Raw genomic sequence first — 24291 nt, 5'->3', positions numbered from 1 at the left:
GAAATCAGTTCGGATGAGCTCATACGAACCAGACTAGGCTAGATGTAGGACGAATTGTTGAAAGGAACCGGTATATGCCGACAAATATTGCCAAGATGAAGATCGGTGACCGTGTGGTCGTTTACAACAATGCTGGTCATCCTCATCTAGATGGCGTACCAACATATGCAGAAGCGATTCAAGGCGTTGGCTTTACCGGACATCGCTGGATTTCTGCTGCAGATCGTCTCAAAGATCTTCCTGACCATTGGTATCCAGCTGTCATGTCTAAACTGACCGTTCAGACGCTGCAAGACCATGCGCCACTGGTCGTATTCGATGTTGACTCCACACTTATCCATGAGGAAGTGATTGAGCTTCTCGCCGCACACGCGGGAAAGGAACGTGAAGTAGCCGAGGTTACTGAGCGTGCCATGCGCGGTGAGATCGACTTTGCTGACTCGCTGCACTATCGGGTCGCGACTTTAGAAGGGTTGCCCGTCAGCGTCCTCGATGAAGTGGCCGCGGCCGCTACGATTCACGAAGGGGTGCCCGGCCTGGTGGAGGCGGTACAACAAGCCGGGGGCCATGTTTACGCAGTCTCTGGTGGTTTCACTCATGCTCTGGCGCCTCTCGCGGCTCAATTAGGCCTCGACGGATATGCCGCGAACACCTTAGAAATCGCTGACGGCAAGCTCACTGGAAAGGTCACCGGCCAGGTTATTGATCGGGCCGCGAAAGCTGCCATGCTACGGCAATGGGCCGCAGCGCATCAGGTTCCGTTGGAAGCGACAATTGCCGTGGGTGACGGCGCCAATGACATCGACATGCTTGAGCTGGCTGGTTATGGAGTTGGGTTCTGTCCCAAGCCTGTGGTGCGTCAACACGCGGACTGCATCATCGAGATTCCCACCCACGATGTGCTGCGGGCGGTCCTGGGCCTCTAGACCATCACGAACAGCTAGGCCTGTGAACAGGCCTAGCCTAACAACGGGCGCTCCGTCAGCAATCCTTCGTGGAAACCCGCTTCGAGACATCGGTGAAACCACTCATGACCGGTTATGTGACGGCGCAGAATGTTGTGAAGTTCCTGAGGATACAGCGGATATAGGCCCAGAAAGTGCACAGGTGTGCCGTTTACCTCCATGAGTTGGGCCGTGTGCGGTAACGACGTCACACCATCGACAAGCACCCCAGAGAACTTCGAGCCGGCATAGGTGTCATCGCTCTCATGGCCGTTGCGGACCGTGTGGCCACGAGCCAGCCAGGTGTTATAAAGGTATGGAAGTCGAGCCACCGCCGTCATCACTTCGAGAGGCCACTGGTATTCGTTAGCCCTGATGGATGGCATCCGCTCGATATCCTCGATCGACGGCCAGGTCGCGGGCAGCGTGAAGACGAGCTCAACGCGTGAGTAATAGCTGAGTTCTGGTGGCGTATTCATGGCATGCGCGGACATCCCTGCTGTTACGACGGTCCACATATTGCGGCGCGAGGTCGGAGCCCAGATGTAGAGATGCAGATGCATGTGATCAGAGACTTGCTCAAATATATTCAATGGTTCCCCTTCAAGGAACCGTGCAAAATGGTGTGGGAGCACGTCGTGTATTTCGCGTTCGAAGTGCTCCATACGCGGGTTTCGGAATTGCGGAGAGAAATAGCTCATGGGACCAAGGTAGAACAGCCCCGTCCGCGGTTTAGCGTCAAACGCTCTGGCTGTGGATGACTTGTTTCTTATCCTCAGCACTAAGACGACAACACGCGCCGAATGCTAACATCCGGCGCGTGTGTCAAGGGTAAGAAGAAGCTACTTGCTCTTCAACTGCTCGAAGTAATCATGTGCCGCACCGACGTATTCGGTATGACCAACTTCGAGATCGTCGCGTCCTACCAGAGCCGCGATTTCATCAGCGAACTCGTCGACGGTATACAACTTTCCAGCTGCTTGACGGCGCGACTCAATAGCGTCTGGATTCATCCGGTTCAGCAGAGTCGCTGTGATAGTGCCCTCGATCATGTCAGCGGTCACCACCACGAAACCGATCCCCTTATCCTGCAGGGCCGGTATGCGCTCCCGAAGAGCAACCTCACCGGCTCGTTTGGATTTTGCTACAGGTTCGTACTCGGGCATGGTCGGAACGTCGTCGATGAAATGAGCTTGGTGACTCGTGACGTATACGATTTGGGCGCCCGGTTTCATAACCTCGAGTGCTTCTTCCAACATGGCGACCTGAGCATCTCGGTTGAGTCGCATAGCGTAGTCTTCCCCGAAGTCAGATTCCATCCCGCCAGAAGCATTTAACACCAACACATCAAGCCCACCAAAGGAGGATTGGGCAGCATCAAGCATGGCTTTGCGGCCTTCCGAAGTGGTGATATCTGCGCCGACAGCTACAGCTCTGCCACCCGCATCTTCAATTTGTTTGACCACTTTATTAGCGCGGGGTGCTTTTTGGCGGTAGTTGATGACCACCCCGGCGCCACGAGCTGCCAGGCGCTGCGCGGTGGCGGCGCCCACGCCGCGAGAAGAACCGGTGACGATGATGCCGGTATTTGCTAAATCTTGAGTCTGTGTCATTTATTTAGTGTCCCATCCCTAGGCCGCCATCTACTGGGATAACCGCCCCTGAAATATAGCTTGCTTCATCGGAGGCCAACCAGCGAACTACATTGGCCACTTCAGCTGGGTCGGCGAATCGACCAGCCGGGATTGCCTGTTTGTATTGTTTTTGGAGATCCTCGCTGAGCTGTTGCGTCATGTCTGTATCGATATATCCGGGTGCTACAACATTTGCAGTGATATTGCGTGATCCCAACTCTCGGGTCAAGGAGCGGGCCATGCCCACCAGACCAGCCTTGGAGGCTGCATAGTTGACCTGCCCCGGAGAGCCGTACAGACCCACGACTGAAGAAATGAAAATTACGCGGCCTCGTTTGAGGCGGATCATGCCGCGAGTCGCACGCTTTAAAGCGCGGAACGAACCGGTCAGGTTCGTGTCCACGACTTGTTCGAAATCTTCTTCAGACATGCGGAGCAACAGCTGATCATTGGTGACACCAGCGTTGTTCACCAACACTTCCACCGGTCCGTGCGCTTCCTCTATTTGCTCAAAGGCCTGGTCAACGGATGCCATATCCGTGACGTCAGCTTTGACAGTCAGCAGTCCCTCGGGTCCTTCGCCGGACCGCGAGGTGATTGCCACCTGGTCCCCGTTGGCCTCAAAGGCCCGGGCGATGGCTAACCCTATCCCCCGGTTACCACCGGTCACCAGTACACTTCGGCCTTGCGCCACAATTACTCCTCAAGATAGATCGAGACGTTTTGTCCCTACTCTAAGCGGGAAAGTGAGACAATAGATGCTGCAACCCGTAACGTAACGAAAATTTGTGTCGCAATAAATCGGCGCGTGAAAGGAGATGAGGTGACGTATCAGTCAAAATCTGCCTCTCAACCGGACCGCAAACTTGGTCGCGGTCACGCGCGCCAAGCCCGCAAAGAAGATAAACAGGTCTATCTCATCACGGGCGCCTCGGAGTCTGTGGTAGCAGATTCCGAACGCAAGAATCGTATTTATGCTGCGCTCATCGGGGTGCGCATCGCTTCGCTTTTCGTCGTCTTGGTCACCGACGGGTGGGTACAGCTGGCCGTTTTCGTTGGGGGGATGCTGGCTCCGTGGATCGGAGTCCAAGTTGCCAACACGATCCGTCAGGTCCAGGCTCGTTCCATTGAAACCGTTCAACCCCAACAGGCTGCGCTTGAAGCCGCTCGCGGGGAGGCGGAAGAGGATGACAACGACACCGTTATCGTTGGTGACGTGTTAGATGACCAACCAGCAGCTCAAACGGCCAAGCCGTCCGCTGAATCTTCTGCAACCGAAGCGCAATTTGGCCAAAATGAGAGGGACGATGATGACAAACGGTCCTGATCTCCTTGGAAACCTCATGCAGACCGGGTCTGCTGCACCTGAGCCTGCTACCACCGAGGTACAGTGTTCCCGAAAATCATGTACCGCAGATGCTGTCTGGAAACTGTTGTGGAATAATCCCAAGATTCACACTCCGCAGCGTCGTAAAATCTGGTTGGCTTGCGACACTCATCGTGAGTTCCTCGCAGACTTCCTTTCGTCCCGTGCTTTTCTCCAAGAGATACAACCGCTACCTAGGTGACCTAATCCATGACTCACGAACCTGTTGCCGAAGCCGCAAAGAAGCCGAAACTCAACTTTCGATTTCTCTTGTCAGGTGCTTGGATTGGCGGCTTCGTATTCTGCATCCTGTTTTCCATTGCGACGGTTTTCCTCGGGGAATGGCAAATGGACCGACGGATGGAAAAGCTCGATGAGATTAATAAAATCGTCGATAACTACGATGATGAGCCTGTGCCATATGCCGCGGCCGGAGCGCTGTTTGATGATTTTGACGAGCAGTCGAAATGGACACCAGTCATAGTGCAGGGACAATACATCGAAGAAGACACCATGGTTGCACGCAACCGTCCGCGTGCCGGGGTCCCTGGGTTCGAAGTCCTCGTACCATTTGAAACGGATTCTGGTGACCGCTTGATCGTTGACCGGGGATGGTTACCATTGGGCAGCGACGCCTCAGAACCTGAAACGATACCTTCCCCTCCCCAAGGCCAGGCACGCATCATTGTGCGAGTCGTACCCGGTGAAGACTCATTGGACCGTGACGCACCAGCCGGCCAGGTAGCTTCAATCCATCTTCCGACCATCAACGAACAACTTGATTATGACGTAGCTGATCAAGCGTATGGACTCATGGCGGCCGAGTCTCCTCAGATGGACGTGGTGCCCCAGCAAATGCCAGAGCCGCAGCGTGACGAGGGACCTCACCTGTCCTACTCCATGCAATGGTTCACATTCGGACTGATGTCATTTGCCGTGTGGGGTTGGCTCGCCTATCAGAAAGCGGTTCGGAATCGCGAAGATGAGCTTTACGGTGAGCGAGAAGAAGATGGTTTCATCTCGGCTCACCGAATCGAACGCGCCAAACCGATCAAGCGTCGTAAAGGTGAACTGACCGATGAGGAAATCGAAGACGCCATGCTTAATAGCTAGCGCTTCGACACCTCAGGACCGCATGGATTAGGCGAGTTCGACGAGCTCAAGGTAGTCATCTGACCAGATATCTTCGTCCGCGTCGGGCAGGATGAGCACCCGGTCCGGATCAAGGGCCTGGACCGCTCCGGCATCGTGGGTTACCAAGATGATTGCACCCTCGTAGCTGCGGATTGCAGCCAAAATTTCTTCGCGAGATGCCGGGTCCAGGTTGTTGGTCGGCTCGTCCAGCAATAGGACGTTGGCTCCTGATACCACTAGGGTGGCCAATGCCAGTCGAGTCTTTTCACCGCCAGATAGCACCTGAGCGGGTTTGTAGACGTCGTCGCCAGAAAATAAGAAGGAACCGAGCACCGTGCGTGCTGCGGTTTCATCAAGATTTGGAGCAGCAGATTTCATATTGTCCAGCACAGACTGCTGCACATCAAGTGTCTCGTGTTCCTGCGCATAGTATCCCAGCTTCAGACCATAACCTGGTTCAACTTGGCCTGCATCCGGTGCTTCGTGGCCGGCCAGCAGCCGCAGCAGTGTAGTTTTGCCAGCCCCGTTGAAACCGAGGACCACGACTCGAGAACCCTGATCGATGGCCAGATCCACGCCGGTAAACACTTCGGTCGAGCCATAGGATTTTGACAGTCCGCTAGCGGTCAAGGGCACTTTGCCACATGGCGCAGGCGTGGGGAAACGAAGGTTTGCGACCTTTTCGTCTACGCGCTCATCGGCCAGGCCCGCGAGCATTCGGTCAGCCCGGCGTGCCATGTTCTGGGCTGCGACTGCTTTGGTGGCTTTGGCTCGCATTTTATCGGCCTGCGCGTAGAGAGCTGCGGCTTTCTTTTCTGCGGAGGCGCGTTCGCGGCGTCGACGTCGCTCATCGACTTCGCGCTGCTTCAAATAGGCACGGTAGCCCATTGAATAAATGTCAATCACCTGACGGGTGGCATCCAAGAAGAAGACTGTATTGACAACCTCGTCGATCAGATCGAGGTCGTGCGAGATGATCATCAACCCGCCCTCGTACGTTTTGAGGTAGTCACGAAGCCAAATAATGGAATCGGCATCCAAGTGGTTGGTGGGCTCGTCGAGGATCATCGTATCTGGTTGCTCGAAGAGAATCCGAGCCAGTTCGACACGGCGGCGTTGCCCACCAGACAACGTGTCTAGTGAACGATGCATCAGGGAGGTGTCGATCCCGAGATTCGCTGCGATTGAGGCAGCCTGCGATTGTGCAGCATAACCTCCGGCTGCGATGAACTCAGCTTCGGCAGTAGGATAGCGGCGCATCCCGCGTTCCATCTGACGTGGGTCTGTGGAGCTCATCTCTTCTTCGGCGCGGCGCATTCGTCGAGCCAATTCGGCCAGGTCTCGGGCCGAGAGGATCCGGTCGCTCACGGTCTGGCTCAAGTCTCCGGTGCGTGGGTCCTGCGGTAGATAGCCGACCGTGCCGGATCGCATGACGGTTCCACTGGCTGGGATGACTTCATCCATGAGCACTTTGGTCAGTGTGGTCTTGCCGGCGCCATTGCGACCAACAAGTCCGATGCGGTCTCCGGCGTTGATGTGGAACGTGACATCGGATAGGAGCGTCCGGGAGCCAACCACAACAGACAGCTGTTGTGCTGAAATCATCTATGTATTACCTCGCGAGGGTTCTTTGAGCGTTTAGGTCTGTCCCATTGTAGGGATGCCTTCGGTTCGGTGACGACTCTGTTCACTGATCGGTGTCGTAGACGGCTGTCATACCGGCTTCGATCAGTCGCGCGAGCTCTTCGTGGGGCGTCACACCACGTTGTTGCGCACGTTGGACTATTTCGTCGGCCAACGTCTTATCTAATGGAGTATGCACCGTTACCCTGGCCGTGGGTGCGTCCTTGGTACCGTGTAGTTGCGCCTGCGCTGGTGCGGGTGGTTGAAGCTCTTGGTCGATATTGAGGCCCGGGCCGGTTTTGACGGGTTTACCAGCTTGGAAGGCTTTGGCTGCCGCGTTCGCGCGGGTGTCTGCCGCTTCGTTGAGCGGATGACCGGCGTGGCCTTTGATCCATTGGAACGTGATATTGCGTCCGGCCGCTGTTGCGCTGGTCATAAGTTCATCGAGTTGGATCATCAGATCCTGGTTGACCACAGGTTTGCCATCGGATTTTTTCCAACCTTTTTTCTTCCACCCGGGAAGCCACTTGGTGATCGAGTTGATTGCGTATTGGGAGTCAGCCAGGATCGTGAGGTCGTGATCGGTGTCCTGAGTCGCTTCTAGAATCTTGATGATGGCGGTCAATTCGCCACGATTATTGGTGGCTTCTTCCCATCCGCCGGCTGCCCAGTTGGAGTCGTCGATGTACCAGGCCCATCCTGCGGGGCCGGGGTTGCCAAGTGCTGATCCATCTACTCCAACGGTGAGCATACTTATCCTCTAGTTTGTTCGGGTGGGCGGTTTCTAGTGTAGGCGTTAAATAACCAACCGGTTGTCCACTTGGAGGTGGCCAACCGGTTGGTGTCAGTGTTGTCTGGGTTAGATATTGAACCCGAGGGCGCGCATTTGTTCGCGACCGTCTTCGGTAATTTTCTCTGGACCCCATGGCGGCATCCAGACCCAGTTGAGGCGCCATTCATCGACCATGGTCTCGATGGCACGGCCTACCTGGTCCTCGATCACGTCAGTGAGCGGGCAAGCGGCGGTGGTCAAGGTCATATCTACGATCAGGGCGCCGTCTTCGGCGTAGTTCAGGCCGTATAGCAGGCCTAGATCGACGATATTGACACCCAATTCGGGGTCGATGACGTCTTTGAGGGCTTCCTCAATGTCTTCGAGTGGTGTCTGTGCAACAGTGGACATGATTACCTCCTGCTCCGTCTGTTTAGCACGTTAGCAGAAAAGACTTAGGCGGGGGCTTCGGTCTTTTCGTAGTTGACATAGCCTTCGTCTTCGAGACGTTCGGCGAGTTCTGCTCCGCCTGAATCAACGATCTTGCCGTCAACGAAGACGTGCACGTGATCCGGTTTGATGTAGCGCAGGATGCGGGTGTAGTGGGTGATCAGCAAGGTACCCATGCCGTTATTTTCCTGTGCACGGTTTACGCCGTCCGAAACGATGCGCAGCGCGTCAATGTCCAGCCCGGAGTCTGTCTCATCCAGGATGGCCATTTTTGGCTTGAAGAGTTCAAGCTGCAAGATCTCTGCGCGCTTCTTCTCACCACCGGAGAAACCTTCGTTGACGTTACGGGTCGCGAAGTTGGCATCCATCTCGAGGTTATTCATGGCCTCGCGGACGTCTTTTGTCCAGGTGCGGATCGATGGTGCTTCGCCGTCCAGCGCGGTCTTTGCGGTCCGCAGGAAGTTGGTCATCGAAACGCCTGGTACCTCTACTGGGTACTGCATGGCGAGGAACAGTCCGGCCTGTGCACGTTCGTCAACTTCCATTTCGAGCACGTCTTCGCCGTCCAGCAAGATTTCACCGCTGGTGACGTTGTAGGACGGGTGACCCGCGATGGCTTGGGCCAGCGTGGATTTACCGGAACCGTTGGGTCCCATGATGGCGTGAGTTTCGCCGGAGTTGATGGTCAGGCTGACACCTTTGAGGATCTCGACATCGCCCTGCTCGGTCTCGATGCTGACGTGTAGATCTTTGATCTCAAGTTTGGACATTTTTACTTAAGTCTCCTTGTTGCCCGTGTTGTACGGGGCTTGGGTAATGGCTACAGGTGGGGTTACAGTGCGACGTCGGCGATTTCGCGTTCCATGACCTCAGTCACGGCCTCTTCGACTTCCTCGATGCCGATTTTCTGAATGACTTCGTTGAGGAAGCCGCGCAGGATCAGCTTGCGAGCGGTTGGCTCTGGGATCCCCCGAGCCATCAGGTAAAACAGCTGCGACTCATCGAAGCGACCGACCGATGAGGCGTGACCACCGGAGTCGATGATCCCGGTCTCGATTTCCAAGTTTGGAATCGAATCGGCGTGGGCGCCTTCGCTCAGGAGGAGGTTCTCATTCTTCTCGTAGGAGTCCGTCCCTGAGGTGTTCCCGCGAATCAAGACGTCACCGACCCACACTGCGCGAGCACCCTTTCCTTGCAGCGCACCCTTGTACAGTGCATCCGAGGTGCAATTATTCGTCGAGTGATCGATGAAAATACGGTGTTCTAGGTGCTGTCCGGCGTCTGCGAAGTACAGGCCGTACATGTTAGTGGTTGCACCTTCGCCGGCGAACCGGGTGATCGGGGTCAGACGAACCAAGGAGCCACCGTAGGAGATGACCACGTGTTTGAAGGTGGAGTCTTTGCCCAGTGATGCCTGCTGTGAGCCAACGTGTACTGCATCGTCGTCCCAAGCTTGCAAGGAGACGACGTTGACGTTCGCGCCCTGTCCTACCGCAAACTCGATATTTTGCGACACGACAGCTTGACCAGTCTGGTTGATTACCAGATCAACGTGGGTGTTTGCGCCCACGGCAATGTAGATGTGCTGTGCTGCCGGGTCCTTCGAGTTACCCTGAACAGAGATCTCAAGCGGTTTTTCGAACTCGAGATTGTCAGCCACCGTGATAACGGTTGCTTCGCTGAAGGATGCCCAGGCTGCAGCTGAGGTGCGATCATCTGGCACCATAAAGGAGCCCAACCGGTTGTCGTCGCGACCAACAGTTTCAATGGTGACACCCTCGTGTTCGGTGACAGTGACCTGTGGTGCTGGACCAGTCAGGAGCGTGTCGTCACCTTCAGGTAGGTGCAGGCCGGCGAGGCGGTGGAGCGGGGTGAAGCGCCAGTCTTCTTCCTCACCGGTCAAGACCGGAAAATCTGCCAGATCAAAGCTGGTCTGACGATCCGCACGTGAAGTTCCGTAAGTGACTTCCTCGGCGTCGGACTGCTGGCCAGCAGTTTGCTTGACGACGAGTTCTTCGCCTTCTTCACCCATGCCTGGGATAAGCAGGGCTGGGCCGCCGTCGAGTGTAGTTGCGTCAGTGTTGGCCACGCTTAGCCCACCGATCCTTCCATTTGCAGTTCAATAAGTTTGTTCAGTTCCAGTGCGTATTCCATTGGCAGGTGACGCGAAATCGGTTCAACGAAGCCGCGGACGATCATGGCCATGGCTTCTTCTTCTGACAGCCCACGGCTCATCAGGTAGAACAGCTGCATTTCAGAAACCTTGGACACGGTCGCTTCGTGACCCAAGGTGACGTCATCTTCGCGAATGTCGATGTACGGGTAGGTATCGGTCCGCGAGATGGTGTCGACCAGCAGTGCGTCACACTCGGTGTTATTTGCCGATTTCTTCGCGCCCTCGGCAATTTGCACCAGACCGCGGTACGCAGAACGTCCCCCGCCACGGGCTACCGACTTGGAGATGATATTCGACTTGGTGTTTGGTGCCAAGTGCACCATCTTGGAACCGGTGTCTTGGTGCTGGCCTGCGCCGGCAAATGCCATGGTCAGGGTTTCACCGTGGGAGTGTTCACCGGTCAGGTAGACGGCCGGGTACTTCATGGTGACTTTGGAACCGATGTTGCCATCGACCCATTCCATGGTGCCGCCCTCTTCCACAACCGCACGCTTGGTGACCAGGTTGTAGACGTTGTTCGACCAGTTTTGAATGGTCGTGTAGCGAACGCGGGCGTTCTTCTTCACGATGATTTCAACGACGGCGGAGTGCAGCGAGTCGGTCTTGTAGATCGGTGCGGTACAGCCTTCGACGTAGTGAACGTATGAGCCTTCATCGGCGATGATCAAGGTGCGCTCGAACTGACCCATGTTTTCGGTGTTAATCCGGAAATAGGCCTGCAGTGGGATCTCGACGTGTACACCCTTTGGCACGTAAACGTAGGAGCCACCGGACCATACCGCAGTGTTGAGGGCAGAGAATTTATTATCGCCAACTGGGATGACCGAACCGAAGTACTCTTTGAACATATCTTCGTGTTCTTTAAGGCCGGTATCGGTGTCTAAGAACACCACGCCCTGGCGTTCTAGTTCGTCGTTGATCTGGTGGTAGACCACTTCAGATTCGTATTGGGCTGCTACACCAGCAACCAGACGCTCACGTTCGGCTTCTGGGATGCCTAGACGCTCATAGGTTTCGAGGATGTCTTCGGGCAGATCTTCCCAGCGGGTAGCCTGGCGTTCGGTGGAACGCACGAAGTATTTGATTCGATCAAAGTCAATCCCGGAGAGGTCTGCACCCCACGTTGGCATGGGTTTACGATCGAAATAGCGCAGGCCCTTCAGGCGGGTCTTCAGCATCCATTCAGGCTCATCTTTGAGTTCGGAGATGTTCCGAACCACGTCTTCGTTGAGGCCGCGGATCGCTTTTTCGCCGGCTTCGTCCGGGTCGTGCCAGCCGAATTCGTAGGGACCAATGGCTTCGAGCTCTGGGTTGGCATCCAGAACATCCTGAATCACGCCTGGATCGGCGGTTTCTTGACTGATTTGATCCGTCATTATCAACCTCTTTAGAACGGGTCGTGGATGGTGGTCATCGATTGCAGTCCAGTCGGGACAGTCGGTGACTAGGGTTTTGATTTAATTCGCTGAAGTCTTTGTACTGCTTGCCGCCCGCAGTGACGCGTGTGCAGCCCGACCCAATGGTACGTGGGTGTTGCATACATGGCCACCTGTGGGCATTGTCGCGAGTCTTCGGACGTCTACTTCTAGTAAACGCGCAAACACGTCAGTTTCTTCCTCACAAAATTGTGGGAATCTTCCGGCCAGCTCTTGGATAGGGCAATGACCCTGGCAAATTTGGGCCGCCCGTAAGGTGGTGACCTTCGCTGTTCGACCAGCGCGTCGGGTGGTGGCTGCAAACCCGAGTTCTTCCAAGACGCTCGTCAACGTGTGAATTCGATCGTTGAGCGTGGCTCCCTCAACGAGTTCTTCATGGAAGCGTTGTTCAATTTTATGAAAGTACTGTCGGGCGAATCCGCGCAGTGCTTCCTGGCCGCCTAGCTCAACGAGAGCTGACATTGCGTCAGTCGCGACATCGAGATAGTCATCCCCAAGTTGTACTTGCCCTTGATGTGTCACGACATAACGTCGGGATGGTCGCCCAGCACCACGCTGCGAACCGGAGACTACTTTGACCTCAACGAGGCCTTCTTCCTCGAGAGCGTCGAGGTGACGCCGTACCGCCGCAGCTGTGAGGCCAAGTTTTTTACCGATCGTTGCAGCACTCACCGGTCCGTGAGCCAGTACGGCATGCATGACCTTCTGCCGCGTCGTTTTGGTTGTGCCCGCGCCAGAAGAAGGATTTCCCGAAGGGGATTCAGCGAATTTAGTAATCATGGTATGTCCTAATTATAGACCACTTCCGCGGTTTGGCTACATATGGCGTTGTGTTGCTACTCACGAGCACAATGATTCTGCTCAAGGCCAAGGGAGCTTCATGGGCATTATCGGCAGAGCTGCCAGATTATTTGACTAGACTGTAGGCCGTATTTACCCAGGTGTTGGATCAACGTTGTGAGTCGTAGTTCATGCTGTCATTATCAAATGTCCATCGAAACGTCCCTACCCGCAAGGGGCGTTTTCCTATTCTCAAAGGCATCAGCTTTGAAGCCAAAGCCGGTGAGGTCACAGCGCTGCTAGGTCCCAATGGAGCCGGTAAAACCACGACATTGTCCATCGCTCAGGGCATCGATCCGGTCAGTTCCGGAAGCGTGCGACTGTTAGGAGTTGATCCGTACCGCGCTGATGCAGGCTTACGAAGCCAGGTTGGTGTCATGCTGCAAGAAGGTGGCTTACCCATGGCGGTCACGGGTGAGCGATTACTCCAACATCTGCAGCGGTTGTACCTGCATCCGGCGGATATCGATGGGCTCATGGAACGACTCGAGATCCACCCCTTCAAGGATCGTCAAATTCGTCGGCTTTCCGGTGGGCAGCGGCAGCGCTTAGGCATGGCTGCCGCGCTGGTGGGTCGTCCTCGGGTGGTGTTCCTTGATGAGCCATCCGCAGGCCTAGATCCGGTGTCACGTCGCATCGTGTTCGAACTGATCGAAGAACTCAAAGCTCTTGGGGTGTGCATCATCTTGACCACTCACTTGCTCGAAGACGCCCAACGCTTAGCGGACCACGTGGTACTCATTCGCGATGGTCGTGTCGAAGCAGCCGGCACCGTCGATGAATTAACTGCAACTGGATTGCGTCCGCCACTGGCATTCCGGTTGGACACCGCACTGACACCACAACAGCAACAGGATTTTCCAGCGCACCTGTCACTGAGCACTGAAGGAGCCGCAAGCGGGGATGTGGTCTGGCACGTCGCTGGGATAGAAAACCCCACTGACTTACATGCACTGACTGCCTGGTGGGTGCGTCACGATCTAATGCCTGTTGATCTAGGGTTGAGCGGCAAATCTCTAGAGGATGTTTTTTGGGAGCTGACCACACATGACCACGCTTGATCTAACTCCGGTGGATAGGCCACACTCAGCCTCGCTGTGGTCGAAAGTGTTGGCGCAAGGTCGCTACGAAACCCGAGTGACCGTGACCAACGGGGAACAGCTCTTGGTCTCCATCATTCTTCCGCTGCTGGCCCTAGCGGGACTGTACTTTACGGGACTGTTTGATACCGCCGACGGGCCATCAACGATCGATATCGCTACCCCTGGCATCTTGGCACTATCGGTCCTCTCTTCGGGGCTAACAGGCCAAGGGATCGCCACCGGTTTTGATCGCCGCTATGGGGTGCTGCAATACCTCGCCACCACTCCCCTGGGCCCCATTGGATTGCTTCTGGGCAAAGTCGTCGCCGTTTTGATGGTGCAAACAACTCAGCTGCTCGTGATCGGATGTGTGGCCCTCTTGTTGGGCTGGTCGCCGAATGTTGCCGGTGTCGGCTTGGCGTTGGTCTTCGTGTTGCTCGGTGTCATCGCCTTCACCGCGCTTGGTCTACTGATCGCGGGGACTGTACGACCGGAAGCGACCTTGGCGATCACCAACATCTCATGGGTCATCCTGGGAGCTTTGGGTGGAGTGGTCTTTCCAGTAGCTGAATTCACTGGCAGCGTGATCATCGACTATCTTCCCTCAGCTGCGCTGGGCAACGGGCTTCGTGCCGCGCTGGTTGATGGCACATTTGATGTCGGTTCATGTGTCATCTTGGCTCTCTGGGCAGTGGTATTTAGCTTGGGCACTATACGCTGGTTTAAGTGGCGTTAATACACCGGCCACCGTCCCGGTACCGCACGTACTGAAAACATAACTAAGAGGACTTTACTCATGACAACTTCAGGCGACCTGACAAGCCGTCGCTGGTACGACGCCCTTCTGCCACGCACATTCACCCTGTGGACGATGGTGTTAGGTGTAGCATCCGTCGTGTCACAGGCCGGCATTATTGTAACCGGTGGTGCTGTCCGTTTGACCGCCTCGGGTCTGGGCTGTCCCGAGTGGCCGCGATGCACCGAAGATTCCTTTGTTAATACCCCGGAGATGGGGATGCACGGCGTGATCGAATTCGGTAACCGGCTGCTCACTTTTGTCTTAGCCGCAATTGCCGTGCTAACGATCCTGGCCCTCCTACGGCTGCGCAAGACGCACCGCAACTTATTCGTCATGTCCGTCATTTTGTTTCTGGGCATCCCGGGTCAGGCTGTTATTGGCGGAATTACCGTGTGGACCGACCTGAACCCCTGGGTTGTCATGCTGCACTTCTTACTCTCGGCGGCGATGGTCTCCATAGCGGTGTTCATGGCACACCGGATTGGGGCCGAGCGTCGTGCACGGAAAACAGGTATGCATCCGGTTCGTTTACAGGACGGGGCTTCCACACCGCTGACCAAGGCTTTGGCTGTGCTGACCTACCTGACCGGTTGGGTTGTCCTGATTGTGGGGACCGTGGTGACCGGCACCGGGCCTCACGGTGGTGACCCGGCCGCACCGCGGCACGATTTTGATCCGCTACTCGTCACACGTCTTCACGCCGCTCCGGTATACCTCATGACAGCGTTGGCAATCGTGCTGTTGGTCGTGATGTACCGGATGAACACGTCGCAGCGTCAACGACGAGCCGTCTGGAGCTTCACCGCCGTGCTGGTCTTCCAAGCTCTCGTCGGGTTCTATCAACACTTCAACGGGCTGCCCATTCTGGTAGTCGGCTTCCATATGCTGGGCACCGGCTTGGTTATCTGGACCATGACGGTGTTGCTTGACGTCTTCACGTCCCGCTATGAAACCCATCCCACGGAAGCCGAACAACCTCTCAATGAACCCTCGCCTACCTTGGCGAACGCGTAACCATCTAGGTTCAATCAAAACTGTGCCGGCTGCATTGATTGTGGCCGGCACAGGCGTTTAATCGGTGCTAGGGCCCCACGATGGGTCCAGCTCGACTAGCTGGCTACCCTTTTTCGATGACCTCAGCCGTGGCGCGATAGGGTCTGGCCGTTACCCGGTATCGGAATGGAAGGCTGGCGCGCGGGGTGATACCTGGTCGAGCTCGCTTCGCTGCGGTTTCAGTGCGTGGTCTTGACGCCCAGGACAAGACCACGTGAGGTAACAACAGGGCACCCAGTGGGATGACTGGGTGCCCTGTTATGTGATGAGGTCTGTGCTACTGGCCCACACCCGGAGTACTCTCTTCTTCGTCTTCCGAGGTAGCCGGCTGTTCGTCAGAGTCCGCATCCGATTCGATCTCTTCGTACCACAGGGCACTAATCATACCCGTGTCGTCTAACTGCAGATGTAGATCCACCGGTACCGCTGTCAGATCTGGCGTCAAACGCGTAATGCCGTAATTCGATTCCGGTTCCTCATACTCTGATGCCACATACGGCAGATGAGGGCGCAACTGAGAATTGAGCGTCCCGACGAGGGAGTCGACGGGGATATCTTCAGTCAGTTCCGGGGAGACTCGAGGATACCAGTCACGTTTATCAATAGCGCGAACGCCGTTGATTTCCTCGACCACCCACTGGGACATGTTCGCCACCTCAGTGTCAGGGAAGGTTGTTTCGGCCACATGCGTTGGCGCTGAGCCTTGATCTGGCAGAACATCGGCGACCTCAGGGTCGGCAGTGCATCCAGTGAGAGCGATAGTGGTCGCAAACACGGCGGTCAGAACAATATTGCGGGGTGTCGTTAGTTTCATAGTTACGGTGCGGTGACCATGTCGCCCATGAGCGGAGCGCCCACGAATGGGTCGACGGCTAGTGCGACGAAAATCAGCGTGAGATAGGTGATGGAAAGGTGGAAGACTCGCATGGCCTTTTTATCGTTGAAGCCGGGGCGTTGCGAGTCGCGGTAGAGCTTGTGGGCCTCATAGATAAACCAACCGCCAGATACTGCTGCGGTAGCGGTATACACGATGCCTGCCCAGCCCATTGGCACCAGCAGCAGGGAAATGATCACGGTGGCCCAGGTGTAGAGCACAACCTGCGACGAGACTCTGCGCGAGGTTGCGATCGCGCCGAGCATCGGAACATCAACTTCCTGGTAGTCCTCTTTATATTTCAAGCTCAAGGGCCAGTAGTGCGGTGGTGTCCAGAGGAAAATCACGATAAACAGCACGACAGCGGGCCATTCTACGGTGCCACGAACGGCCGCCCAGGCGATGAGGACCGGAAATGCCCCGGCCAAGCCGCCCCAGATAATGTTCTGTTCGGTCCGGCGCTTCAGGATCAGTGAGTAAATCACGACATAGAAGAAAATTGCTGCGATACCGAAGGCTGTGGCCAACCAGTTCGTGCCTAGCGCCAGGATGCCAATGGCTGCAAAAGTCAGAACCCAGGAAAAGACTAGCGCCTCTCGTGGAGTGACCTCGCCAGTCACCAGCGGGCGATTCTTGGTGCGCTGCATGTGTTGATCAATATCACGATCGATATAGCAATTGAACGAACCGGAAGCGCCAGCTGCTAATGCCCCACCCACCATCGTGGCCAGGACCGTCCACAGGTCGGGCCACCCGCGCTGAGCGAAGATCATCGTCGGTAAGGTCGTCACCAAAAGCAGTTCGATCACTCGCGGTTTGGTGAGGGACAGATAGGCTTTCGCCTTGCGGCGGAACCCGATCTTTTGTCGAGTCGGCTCCGATGCGGTGGAAGACGAAACGTCTTGGATGGCGGCGGACTCTAACGAAGTTGACATCAATACTCTCTGGCTCTAAGTAACAAGTCAGTAAACCTTTGGCGACCTGAACGTGGCGGTGCCTCTATCTAGTGTAACTGCTGTGCAACGCCTCGCGCGCAAATCTTGATGCCACCTCGTATTTGCCCGGTAAGCTTAGAATGAGTATTGCATCTGCAACTTCTATACCGCACTTACCAAAACCTTTCAGGAAGGCATTTCGTGGTCTCCTCCGCTACAAATCCATCAGACACGACGACTGCACTCAACCGACATCTTCCCGCTCGAGAGTATGTCTACTCTGATAAGGATCAACGTGTGGTCGACACGTTGAGGGTACTTGCCGCAGACGCGGTAGAAAAAGTTGGCTCCGGACACCCGGGAACCGCTTTTTCCCTTTCGCCGGTCGCTTGGCAGCTGTTTCAAAACGTGATGCATTTTGATCCACTAGATCAACACTGGGAGGGTCGAGACCGGTTCATCCTCTCCCCCGGCCATACGTCCTTGACCCTCTATCTGCAATTGTTTGCTGCGGGTGCGGGAATCGAAATGGCAGATTTGGCAGCTTTGCGCACTTGGGGCTCCAAGACACCTGGGCATCCGGAATACGGTGACACCGAACACGTCGAGATCACCACGGGACCGCTGGGCCAAGGCTTGGCCTCGGCAGTCGGGTTTGCCTACGATCAGCGTCGCGTCCGTGGGCTGCTGGATCCTGAAGCACCTGCCGGAACGTCACCATTTGATCATCATGTCTTTGTCATCGCCTCCGATGGGGATCTGCAGGAAGGCGTTACTTCCGAAGCTTCTTCGCTGGCTGGCACTCAAGAGCTGGGAAATCTCATCGTCATTTGGGACGATAACAAGATATCTATTGAAGATGACACGGACATTTCGTTTACCGAAAATGTCGAACAGCGGTACGAGTCCTACGGTTGGCACGTTCAGCGGGTCGATTGGCTGCAAACTGGTGACTACATCGAAGACACCCGGGCACTCTACGAGGCCATCGTGAATGCCAAACAAGAAACCGATAAGCCGTCGCTGATTTCGCTTCGCACCATTATCGGTTGGCCTTCACCGAAGAAGCAAAACACCGGGGGTATTCACGGCGCGAAGCTAGGTACCGAAGAACTCGCCGGGCTCAAAGAAGTGTTGGGCTTCGATCCCGATGAACATTTCGTCATGGATGAAGAACTACTCGGGCACGCTCGGACCGTCCGCAATAGAGCAGCCGACTACCGTGACACTTGGGAGAAGGCGTACCAAAGCTGGCGGGATAGTAATCCAGAACGGGCCGAACTCTATGATCGGCTCGTTGCAGGAGAGCTTCCGGAAAACTTTGATCAAGCCTTCCCGACCTTTGAGGCCTCTGAAGGATCCATGGCAACCCGGGCAGCCTCAGGAAAAGTCCTGAACGCGCTGGCCGACGTGATGCCAGAATTATGGGGCGGGTCAGCGGATCTAGCGGGCTCAAATAACACCACCATGTCAGGTGAGCCATCATTTTTGCCCATGGATCGTCAGACCAGCAGCTGGTCTGGTCACCCCTATGGCCGAACCCTACACTTTGGTATCCGCGAGCACGCCTCCGGCGCCATCGTCAACGGCATCAATCTTGGTGGACTCACACGCGGCTACGCAGGTACATTCCTGATCTTCTCGGACTACATGCGCCCGGCAGTACGTTTGGCAGCACTGATGGGTGTTCCATCGATTTATGTTTGGACCCACGACTCCATCGGATTGGGCGAAGACGGACCAACGCACCAGCCCATCGAACACCTTGCCGCGCTGCGCGCCATGCCGGGCCTCGATGTCGTGCGCCCAGCCGACGCCAACGAAGTCTCCGTCGCGTGGAAGACCATTCTGTCCCAGCGCGAACGCCCCGCTGGGCTGGTGCTGTCTCGCCAGGGACTACCGATCTTTGATCGCAGCCAAGAGGCCTTCCGTGCGGCCGATGACGTCGCTCGGGGAGCCTACATTCTGGCAGAGGCGACTCTCAACGGCGCGGAGACCACTCCAGAGGTCGTGCTGATCGGGACCGGATCGGAGGTGCAGCTCGCCGTCGAGGCGCGCGAGACGCTGCAGGAGCAAGGCATCGCCACCCGTGTGGTGTCAGCGCCATGTCTGGAATGGTTCGATGCTCAAGATGAGTCATACCGCAATGAAGTGCTGCCGACCGAAGCGCTCCGGGTATCCATTGAAGCCGGCGTGGAGCAAGGGTGGCAGAAGTACACCAGTGGCCACGGCCATGCTGTCTCGCTGGAGCATTACGGTGCCTCCGCCGACTACCAGACGTTGTTTGAAATGTTCGGTATTACCGCCGACGCGCTGGTTGAAAAAGTCCATAGTCTCTACAACGCCTAAGGAATGTTCGTGAGTCAAAACCAATACACCAAAGCCCTCGACGCCGCCGGTGTTTCCCTATGGCTAGATGATCTCTCCAGAGATCGCATCAACTCGGGAGATCTCCAGAACCTGATCGAGACCAAGACTATTACCGGCGTGACGACTAACCCGGCAATCTTTGGGAAAGCCCTGACCACGGGCACCGCTTACGATGCCCAACTGGCGGAATTAGCAGCAGCCGGGGCGGACGCGCTCAGCGCAGTGGTCGAGATGACCACCGATGACGTCCGTTCAGCTTGTGACGTGCTGGCACCCGTGTACGAAGCCACTAACGGTTATGACGGGCGCGTCTCAATTGAGGTGGACCCGAGACTGGCATGGGATACCGATGAAACCGTCGCGCAGGCCATCGACTTGTCCAAAAAAGTCGGTCGTCCCAATGTGATGGTCAAGATCCCCGCGACCGAACAGGGTCTGCCTGCGATTACTCGCGTCTTAGCTGAAGGTATTAGCGTCAACGTGACGCTCATCTTCTCGCTGGAACGTTACCGCCAAGTGGTCAATGCGTGGCTGACCGGCCTCGAAAGAGCTCGTTCAGAGGGCCGCGATCTAGCCACCATTCATTCCGTGGCAAGTTTCTTCGTCTCTCGGGTTGACACTGAGATCGATAATCAACTCGAAGCTGCTCAGTTGCCAGCAGAACAATTGCTGCAACTGCGCGGCCGTGCTGGGATCGCCAACGCTCGGCTGGCGTACCGGATCTTCGAACAGATGCAAGATACCGAACGCTGGAGGCTGTTGTCTTCCAATGGGGCGAACCTTCAGCGCCCACTGTGGGCGTCAACTGGTACCAAAAACCCGGACTACTCAGACGTGCGGTACGTCAACGGATTGGTGGCGGAATATACGGTCAACACCCTGCCCGAAGACACGCTCAATGCGGTGGCCGATCACGGCGAGATTACGGGCAATCGCATACCTGATAATTATGAGATGGACGATGCGCACATGGATGACTTGGCACGCGCCGGGATCGATTACGCCCAGGTTGTAGCCAAGTTAGAAACTGAAGGTCTCGAGAAGTTCGTCGAGGCATGGAACGAGCTGCTTGAGGGGATCGAACAGCGTCTTGAGCAGTATAAGTAGGTAATAGAAACACAGCAGGGCCACCGCCAACGATATGTTGTGCGGTGGCCCTGCTGATTGGCTACGGAGGCGCTTTTTAGGCCAGTAGCTTGTGAGAGGTTATGGCAGGACGATCTGCTGACCTGGGTAGATCAAAGTCGGATCTGCGATTTTGTCAGTGTTAGCTTCATAGATGCTGTGCCAACCGCCAGCAACACCATGTGCCTGGGCGATCTTGGACAGCGTATCGCCAGCTACGACGGTGTAGGTCTCACCGGCAGGCGCAGCTTGTGCTGGAGCTGACTGCGCAGGCTGCTGCTGAGCGGGGGCTTCCTGCTGCTGAGTTGGTGCAGGGGCTTCTTGCTGCGGGGCTGGAGCCTGCTGCTGTTGGGTCTGGGCTGGAGCCTCTTGCTGTTGGCTGGTTTCCTGTTGCTGGCCGCCGGACCCACCCTGTGGCTGGGCGTTACCGGTCAGGCCAAGCTGAGCCGAGCAGGCTGGCCAGGCGCCCCACCCTTGTCCCTGTTGGACATTTTCAGCAACCCGGATCTGCTCGCTCTTGCTTGCTGCGGCAGGGTTGCCCGAGCCCCCGTAAGCTTCCCAAGTGGACTGCTTGAATTGCAGGCCACCGCGGTAGCCGTTACCGGTATCGATGCTCCAGTTGCCGCCGGATTCACATTCGGCAAGCTGATCCCACGTGCCCGTATCGGCGGACGCCGGAGTGGCAAATGCCAAGAATGGCAGCGAGATGGCTGCGGCAGCTGCGAGAGATTTGGCAGCGAATTTGCCACGTGCTGGGTTAGTCATACGAGTTTCTTGCTTCACGTTATGTCAGTCCTTTCCTTCGCGTTACCGCGATGGGGATGTCGGTCTCAGGCCAGAGCCATCCGCTAACGGGGAGGAAAAAGTCTGTGTGCTAGCGGCTATCAAAGGTCCGCAATGGCCTGAGTTCGCCACACTACAGGTTTTTGTTTCGTTATCAAACCGTTATCGAGAAATCTGGCGCACCTCAAGGTGGTCTCTTCGATCACTTGAAGTGTTAAGTTATTAAAGGACCATGTCAGAATGGGGTCAAAGCCAAGTATCTGGTGACCTTATAGTGCCCTGTGAATCAACCCTGTAAATGCTCAAATCGATATTTTTGATCAAAAAAAGTCACAAAATGGGCTCAAATCGCGTACACAAAAGGGCTGGTAGCGCGATCGCGCTACCAGCCCTATTTGAAAAATATTCCTGTTGTTTTCGGCCTAAAAATCTCCTGAGAATCGGGACAAAAGGCCCAGTGCAATAATGATCCCGCCCCACAGCACCGCCAGCGTCACGGTAAGCCTGTTGAGGTTACGTTCCGCGACACCTGAAGAGCTCAAGCCGCTGGTGACACCACCACCGAACATGTCGGACATGCCGCCTCCGCGGCCCTTGTGCAACAGGATCGCAAAGACCAACGCGACTGAGATGATCACCAGAATGATCTGGAGCACAAGTTCAAGGTTCAACGGTTTGTTCCATTCTATGTCGACTAATCGGTCACCAGGTGGTGTTCGAACCTAACAATGTTAGCGAATTCCTCGTCGTCGAGGCTCGCACCACCGACTAATACCCCATCGATATCTCGTTGGCGCATCATGGCAGCGACATTGTCAGCTTTGACAGATCCACCATACAACACCCGAGTACTCGAAGCCGTTTCAGTGTCGAAGAGCTCAGCGATAGCTTGACGAATCGCCTCCCCCATTTCTTGAGCGTCAGCAGGGCCTGCAACTTCGCCAGTACCGATCGCCCAGACTGGTTCATAAGCGATGACAAGGCTCGCTACAGCTTCCGCCTCGAGCCCCGACAGACCAGCACGAAGCTGCTCGAGAGTGAATGAGACATGATGGTTGGCTTGCCGGGTATCTAACCCTTCGCCGACACAGAGGATGGGAGTGAGCTCATGCCGGAGTGCCGCGTGGACCTTCGCGTTGATGAGGTCATCGGTTTCCCCGTGCACGCTGCGGCGTTCGGAGTGACCCACGAGCACGTACGAGCAACCAAGCTTGCCGAGAAAGTCGCCCGAGATATCGCCGGTGTAGGCCCCTGCATCGTGTTGCGAGAGATCTTGAGCGCCGTAGACAAGTTCTAGTTTGTCGGCCATGATCAGGGTTTGGACGCTTCTCAGGTCCGTAAATGGCGGGAAAACTGCCACCTGAACCTCGTCGAAGTTGTGATCATGATCGGCCAGTGTCCACGACAGTTTCTGCACCAGCGACACCGCTTGGAAATGATCCATGTGCATTTTCCAGTTCCCCGCGATCAGCGGGGTGCGGTCGTAGACGCCGTCGGTCTTTGAGGTCAATGAAACTCCTGTTGAATGTGCAACGTAGCTCAGGGGGTACGTTATTTGGTGAGTGCTTGGATACCTGGCAATGTTTTGCCCTCTAAGTACTCGAGTGACGCTCCCCCACCTGTCGAGATGTGACCGTAGTTTGTGTCGTCGAATCCCAGGGTACGAACGGCTGCTGCAGAGTCGCCACCACCGACCACCGAAAGCCCATCAACTGTGGTGAGCGCTTCGGCAACGGTTTTGGTGCCTGCGGCGAAGTTCTCCATCTCAAATACGCCCATCGGTCCATTCCAGAAAACCGTGGCGGATGCAGCAATATGGTCCGCGTACAGTTTTGCTGTTTCCGGTCCGATATCTAAGCCAAGAGCTGCAGAGCCACCCGGACCCGTTGTCATGGCATCGACCGAAACGACAGCGTGATTTGCATCCGCCTGGAATGCCTCGGCGACCACAGTATCCACCGGGAGGACAATTTTTGCTGCCCCATTTGCTGATCGTGCAAGATACTCTTTGACCACTGGGATCTGGTCCTCTTCCAGCAGGGAGGATGCGACATCGTGGCCTTGGGCTTTCAGAAATGTGTAAGCCATCCCGCCACCGATAAGCAGGGTGTCAGCGCGGTCCAGCAGGTTATCGATCACTGCGAGTTTGTCTGAAACTTTTGAACCGCCTAGCACCACGGTATAAGGCCGCCGGGGGTTGGTGATGAGTCGATCGAGGACTTCCAGTTCGGTGGCGACCAGAGGACCCTGATAACTGGGGAGCAAGGCGGCGATGTCGTAGACCGAAGCGTGTTGGCGGTGCACGGCTCCGAAAGCGTCATTGACATACGCTCCGCTGTCGCCGGCCAGTGCGGCAATCTCTTGAGCGAATTCGGCACGCTGGTCATCATCGGCGGCTGTTTCTCTGGCGTCAAAACGCACATTTTCGACGAGCAGCACCTGACCTGCTTCTAGGGCATGGGCTGCCTGTTGCGCATGTGGGCCGGTGACATCGTCCGCTATAAAGATTGACAGCTCAGACAGTGCGCGCATGCGATCTGCGACCGGTGCAAGAGAAAATTGGGGATTGACCTCGCCTTTGGGGCGACCCAGGTGTGCAAGTACGACAACTTTTGCGCCCGCTTCGGCAAGCTGCGTGATCGCAGGCAGCGACGCGCGGATACGACCATCGTCGGTGACCCGGCCCTCCGCCAAGGGGACGTTGAGATCGGAACGTACAATTACGGTGCGTCCGGAGGCTGTCGGCAGCAGGTCACGAATGGTTTGGGCCGTCATCATCTTCTCTTTGAATCTTGGAATAGGGTCCGATCGCGTTTGCGACCGTTAACATCCTAGCCATAACACCGGGGCTTTGGGCGTCAACACACAAAGGACCCTTTGTGATCTCACAAAGGG

24 protein-coding genes are annotated in these 24291 nt (G+C 56.0%); 8 read left to right on the top strand and 16 right to left on the bottom strand.

The features are described from left to right. Nucleotides 1–74 precede the first annotated feature (74 nt). On the top strand, nt 75–926 hold the full coding sequence (gene serB / locus J2S62_RS06960) for a phosphoserine phosphatase SerB (RefSeq protein ID WP_310172965.1): 852 nt from the start codon (nt 75–77) through the stop codon (nt 924–926). A 32-nt stretch (nt 927–958) separates the two neighbouring features. On the opposite strand, the gene J2S62_RS06955 is transcribed toward serB, so the two are convergent. The 3 genes from J2S62_RS06955 to fabG all read right to left on the bottom strand — a co-directional run bounded on the left by J2S62_RS06955 (nt 959) and on the right by fabG (nt 3275). Beyond that, nucleotides 959–1645 (bottom strand): suppressor of fused domain protein, encoded by a 687-nt coding sequence (locus J2S62_RS06955; RefSeq protein ID WP_310172963.1) that lies wholly within the window; start codon nt 1643–1645, stop codon nt 959–961. Nucleotides 1646–1786: 141 nt separating this feature from the next. Then, the gene (locus tag J2S62_RS06950) at nt 1787–2557 is read right to left on the bottom strand and encodes an SDR family oxidoreductase (RefSeq protein ID WP_310172960.1); all 771 of its coding nucleotides are present in this window, start codon (nt 2555–2557) and stop codon (nt 1787–1789) included. Nucleotides 2558–2561: 4 nt separating this feature from the next. Then, on the bottom strand, nt 2562–3275 hold the full coding sequence (gene fabG / locus J2S62_RS06945; RefSeq protein WP_407650010.1) for a 3-oxoacyl-[acyl-carrier-protein] reductase: 714 nt from the start codon (nt 3273–3275) through the stop codon (nt 2562–2564). Nucleotides 3276–3401: 126 nt separating this feature from the next. Here fabG and J2S62_RS06940 point away from each other — a divergent pair, with 126 nt between their 5' ends. Both J2S62_RS06940 and J2S62_RS06935 read left to right on the top strand, forming a co-directional pair. After that, complete coding sequence (locus J2S62_RS06940; protein ID WP_310172956.1) at nt 3402–3905, top strand: DUF3099 domain-containing protein; 504 nt, start codon at nt 3402–3404, stop codon at nt 3903–3905. Nucleotides 3906–4154: 249 nt separating this feature from the next. After that, the gene (locus tag J2S62_RS06935) at nt 4155–5057 is read left to right on the top strand and encodes an SURF1 family cytochrome oxidase biogenesis protein (protein WP_310172955.1); all 903 of its coding nucleotides are present in this window, start codon (nt 4155–4157) and stop codon (nt 5055–5057) included. Between the two features lie 27 nt (nt 5058–5084). On the opposite strand, the gene J2S62_RS06930 is transcribed toward J2S62_RS06935, so the two are convergent. The 7 genes from J2S62_RS06930 to J2S62_RS06900 form a co-directional block, all read right to left on the bottom strand. Then, on the bottom strand, nt 5085–6683 hold the full coding sequence (locus J2S62_RS06930) for an ABC-F family ATP-binding cassette domain-containing protein (RefSeq protein WP_310172953.1): 1599 nt from the start codon (nt 6681–6683) through the stop codon (nt 5085–5087). 82 nt (nt 6684–6765) lie between these two features. Next, nucleotides 6766–7452, bottom strand: coding sequence for a ribonuclease H family protein (locus tag J2S62_RS06925; protein WP_310172951.1), 687 nt, complete (start codon nt 7450–7452; stop codon nt 6766–6768). Nucleotides 7453–7560: 108 nt separating this feature from the next. Further along, nucleotides 7561–7884: a metal-sulfur cluster assembly factor gene (locus tag J2S62_RS06920; protein ID WP_310172950.1), complete on the bottom strand. Its 324-nt coding sequence runs from the start codon at nt 7882–7884 to the stop codon at nt 7561–7563. Between the two features lie 44 nt (nt 7885–7928). Further along, a complete protein-coding gene (gene sufC, locus J2S62_RS06915; RefSeq protein WP_310172947.1) occupies nt 7929–8693 on the bottom strand; it encodes a Fe-S cluster assembly ATPase SufC in 765 nt (254 codons plus the stop codon). Nucleotides 8694–8755: 62 nt separating this feature from the next. Then, the gene (gene sufD / locus J2S62_RS06910) at nt 8756–9955 is read right to left on the bottom strand and encodes a Fe-S cluster assembly protein SufD (RefSeq protein ID WP_407650009.1); all 1200 of its coding nucleotides are present in this window, start codon (nt 9953–9955) and stop codon (nt 8756–8758) included. A gap of 59 nt (nt 9956–10014) precedes the next feature. Then, nucleotides 10015–11475, bottom strand: a complete 1461-nt coding sequence (sufB, locus tag J2S62_RS06905) for a Fe-S cluster assembly protein SufB (RefSeq protein ID WP_310172941.1) — start codon at nt 11473–11475, stop codon at nt 10015–10017. Between the two features lie 81 nt (nt 11476–11556). Continuing rightward, nucleotides 11557–12315 carry a helix-turn-helix transcriptional regulator gene (locus J2S62_RS06900; protein ID WP_310172938.1) on the bottom strand — a complete coding sequence of 253 codons (759 nt, stop codon included), beginning with the start codon at nt 12313–12315 and terminating at the stop codon, nt 11557–11559. Nucleotides 12316–12506: 191 nt separating this feature from the next. Here J2S62_RS06900 and J2S62_RS06895 point away from each other — a divergent pair, with 191 nt between their 5' ends. The 3 genes from J2S62_RS06895 to J2S62_RS06885 are packed head-to-tail and all read left to right on the top strand — an operon-like array spanning nt 12507 to nt 15270. Further along, on the top strand, nt 12507–13436 hold the full coding sequence (locus J2S62_RS06895; RefSeq protein WP_310172936.1) for an ABC transporter ATP-binding protein: 930 nt from the start codon (nt 12507–12509) through the stop codon (nt 13434–13436). Next, entirely contained in the window at nt 13423–14193 is a 771-nt protein-coding gene (locus J2S62_RS06890) for an ABC transporter permease (RefSeq protein WP_310172934.1), read from the top strand. The genes J2S62_RS06895 and J2S62_RS06890 overlap by 14 nt, the downstream gene beginning before the upstream one ends. 60 nt (nt 14194–14253) lie before the next feature. After that, the gene (locus J2S62_RS06885) at nt 14254–15270 is read left to right on the top strand and encodes a COX15/CtaA family protein (RefSeq protein ID WP_310172931.1); all 1017 of its coding nucleotides are present in this window, start codon (nt 14254–14256) and stop codon (nt 15268–15270) included. 316 nt (nt 15271–15586) lie between these two features. Here the strand turns inward: J2S62_RS06885 and J2S62_RS06880 are convergent, their stop codons facing one another. Further along, entirely contained in the window at nt 15587–16123 is a 537-nt protein-coding gene (locus tag J2S62_RS06880) for a Cpe/LpqF family protein (protein WP_310172927.1), read from the bottom strand. A gap of 2 nt (nt 16124–16125) precedes the next feature. Then, nucleotides 16126–17118: a heme o synthase gene (locus J2S62_RS06875; RefSeq protein ID WP_310172921.1), complete on the bottom strand. Its 993-nt coding sequence runs from the start codon at nt 17116–17118 to the stop codon at nt 16126–16128. Between the two features lie 201 nt (nt 17119–17319). On the opposite strand from J2S62_RS06875, the gene tkt reads away from it, so the two are divergent. Together tkt and tal are read left to right on the top strand one after the other, a co-directional pair. Then, nucleotides 17320–19467 carry a transketolase gene (tkt, locus tag J2S62_RS06870; protein WP_407649918.1) on the top strand — a complete coding sequence of 716 codons (2148 nt, stop codon included), beginning with the start codon at nt 17320–17322 and terminating at the stop codon, nt 19465–19467. 3 nt (nt 19468–19470) lie between these two features. After that, nucleotides 19471–20595, top strand: coding sequence for a transaldolase (gene tal / locus J2S62_RS06865; protein WP_310172914.1), 1125 nt, complete (start codon nt 19471–19473; stop codon nt 20593–20595). Nucleotides 20596–20694: 99 nt separating this feature from the next. On the opposite strand, the gene J2S62_RS06860 is transcribed toward tal, so the two are convergent. The 4 genes from J2S62_RS06860 to J2S62_RS06845 form a co-directional block, all read right to left on the bottom strand. Next, complete coding sequence (locus J2S62_RS06860) at nt 20695–21378, bottom strand: transglycosylase family protein (RefSeq protein WP_310172911.1); 684 nt, start codon at nt 21376–21378, stop codon at nt 20695–20697. Nucleotides 21379–21818: 440 nt separating this feature from the next. Further along, nucleotides 21819–22067 (bottom strand): preprotein translocase subunit SecG, encoded by a 249-nt coding sequence (gene secG / locus J2S62_RS06855; RefSeq protein WP_310172907.1) that lies wholly within the window; start codon nt 22065–22067, stop codon nt 21819–21821. A gap of 23 nt (nt 22068–22090) precedes the next feature. After that, nucleotides 22091–22906, bottom strand: a complete 816-nt coding sequence (tpiA, locus tag J2S62_RS06850) for a triose-phosphate isomerase (RefSeq protein ID WP_310172905.1) — start codon at nt 22904–22906, stop codon at nt 22091–22093. Nucleotides 22907–22947: 41 nt separating this feature from the next. Continuing rightward, the gene (locus tag J2S62_RS06845; protein WP_310175766.1) at nt 22948–24171 is read right to left on the bottom strand and encodes a phosphoglycerate kinase; all 1224 of its coding nucleotides are present in this window, start codon (nt 24169–24171) and stop codon (nt 22948–22950) included. Nucleotides 24172–24291: the final 120 nt, after the last annotated feature.

It is taken from the genome of Enteractinococcus fodinae (genome assembly GCF_031458395.1).
Classification (GTDB): Bacteria; Actinomycetota; Actinomycetes; order Actinomycetales; family Micrococcaceae; genus Yaniella; species Yaniella fodinae.
Note: the sequence above shows the minus strand (reverse complement) of the source record. Positions and strands in the feature narration are given on the sequence as shown.

What these genes read in the sequence shown, in the direction of transcription:
- serB (WP_310172965.1), top strand. Translation starts at nt 75, where the DNA reads ATGCCGACAAATATTGCCAAGATGAAGATCGGTGACCGTGTGGTCGTT.
- J2S62_RS06955 (WP_310172963.1), bottom strand. Translation starts at nt 1,645, where the DNA reads ATGAGCTATTTCTCTCCGCAATTCCGAAACCCGCGTATGGAGCACTTC.
- J2S62_RS06950 (WP_310172960.1), bottom strand. Translation starts at nt 2,557, where the DNA reads ATGACACAGACTCAAGATTTAGCAAATACCGGCATCATCGTCACCGGT.
- J2S62_RS06935 (WP_310172955.1), top strand. Translation starts at nt 4,155, where the DNA reads ATGACTCACGAACCTGTTGCCGAAGCCGCAAAGAAGCCGAAACTCAAC.
- J2S62_RS06930 (WP_310172953.1), bottom strand. Translation starts at nt 6,683, where the DNA reads ATGATTTCAGCACAACAGCTGTCTGTTGTGGTTGGCTCCCGGACGCTC.
- J2S62_RS06925 (WP_310172951.1), bottom strand. Translation starts at nt 7,452, where the DNA reads ATGCTCACCGTTGGAGTAGATGGATCAGCACTTGGCAACCCCGGCCCC.
- J2S62_RS06920 (WP_310172950.1), bottom strand. Translation starts at nt 7,884, where the DNA reads ATGTCCACTGTTGCACAGACACCACTCGAAGACATTGAGGAAGCCCTC.
- sufC (WP_310172947.1), bottom strand. Translation starts at nt 8,693, where the DNA reads ATGTCCAAACTTGAGATCAAAGATCTACACGTCAGCATCGAGACCGAG.
- sufD (WP_407650009.1), bottom strand. Translation starts at nt 9,955, where the DNA reads ATGGGTGAAGAAGGCGAAGAACTCGTCGTCAAGCAAACTGCTGGCCAG.
- sufB (WP_310172941.1), bottom strand. Translation starts at nt 11,475, where the DNA reads ATGACGGATCAAATCAGTCAAGAAACCGCCGATCCAGGCGTGATTCAG.
- J2S62_RS06900 (WP_310172938.1), bottom strand. Translation starts at nt 12,315, where the DNA reads ATGATTACTAAATTCGCTGAATCCCCTTCGGGAAATCCTTCTTCTGGC.
- J2S62_RS06895 (WP_310172936.1), top strand. Translation starts at nt 12,507, where the DNA reads ATGCTGTCATTATCAAATGTCCATCGAAACGTCCCTACCCGCAAGGGG.
- J2S62_RS06890 (WP_310172934.1), top strand. Translation starts at nt 13,423, where the DNA reads ATGACCACGCTTGATCTAACTCCGGTGGATAGGCCACACTCAGCCTCG.
- J2S62_RS06885 (WP_310172931.1), top strand. Translation starts at nt 14,254, where the DNA reads ATGACAACTTCAGGCGACCTGACAAGCCGTCGCTGGTACGACGCCCTT.
- J2S62_RS06880 (WP_310172927.1), bottom strand. Translation starts at nt 16,123, where the DNA reads ATGAAACTAACGACACCCCGCAATATTGTTCTGACCGCCGTGTTTGCG.
- J2S62_RS06875 (WP_310172921.1), bottom strand. Translation starts at nt 17,118, where the DNA reads ATGTCAACTTCGTTAGAGTCCGCCGCCATCCAAGACGTTTCGTCTTCC.
- tal (WP_310172914.1), top strand. Translation starts at nt 19,471, where the DNA reads ATGTTCGTGAGTCAAAACCAATACACCAAAGCCCTCGACGCCGCCGGT.
- J2S62_RS06860 (WP_310172911.1), bottom strand. Translation starts at nt 21,378, where the DNA reads ATGACTAACCCAGCACGTGGCAAATTCGCTGCCAAATCTCTCGCAGCT.
- J2S62_RS06845 (WP_310175766.1), bottom strand. Translation starts at nt 24,171, where the DNA reads ATGACGGCCCAAACCATTCGTGACCTGCTGCCGACAGCCTCCGGACGC.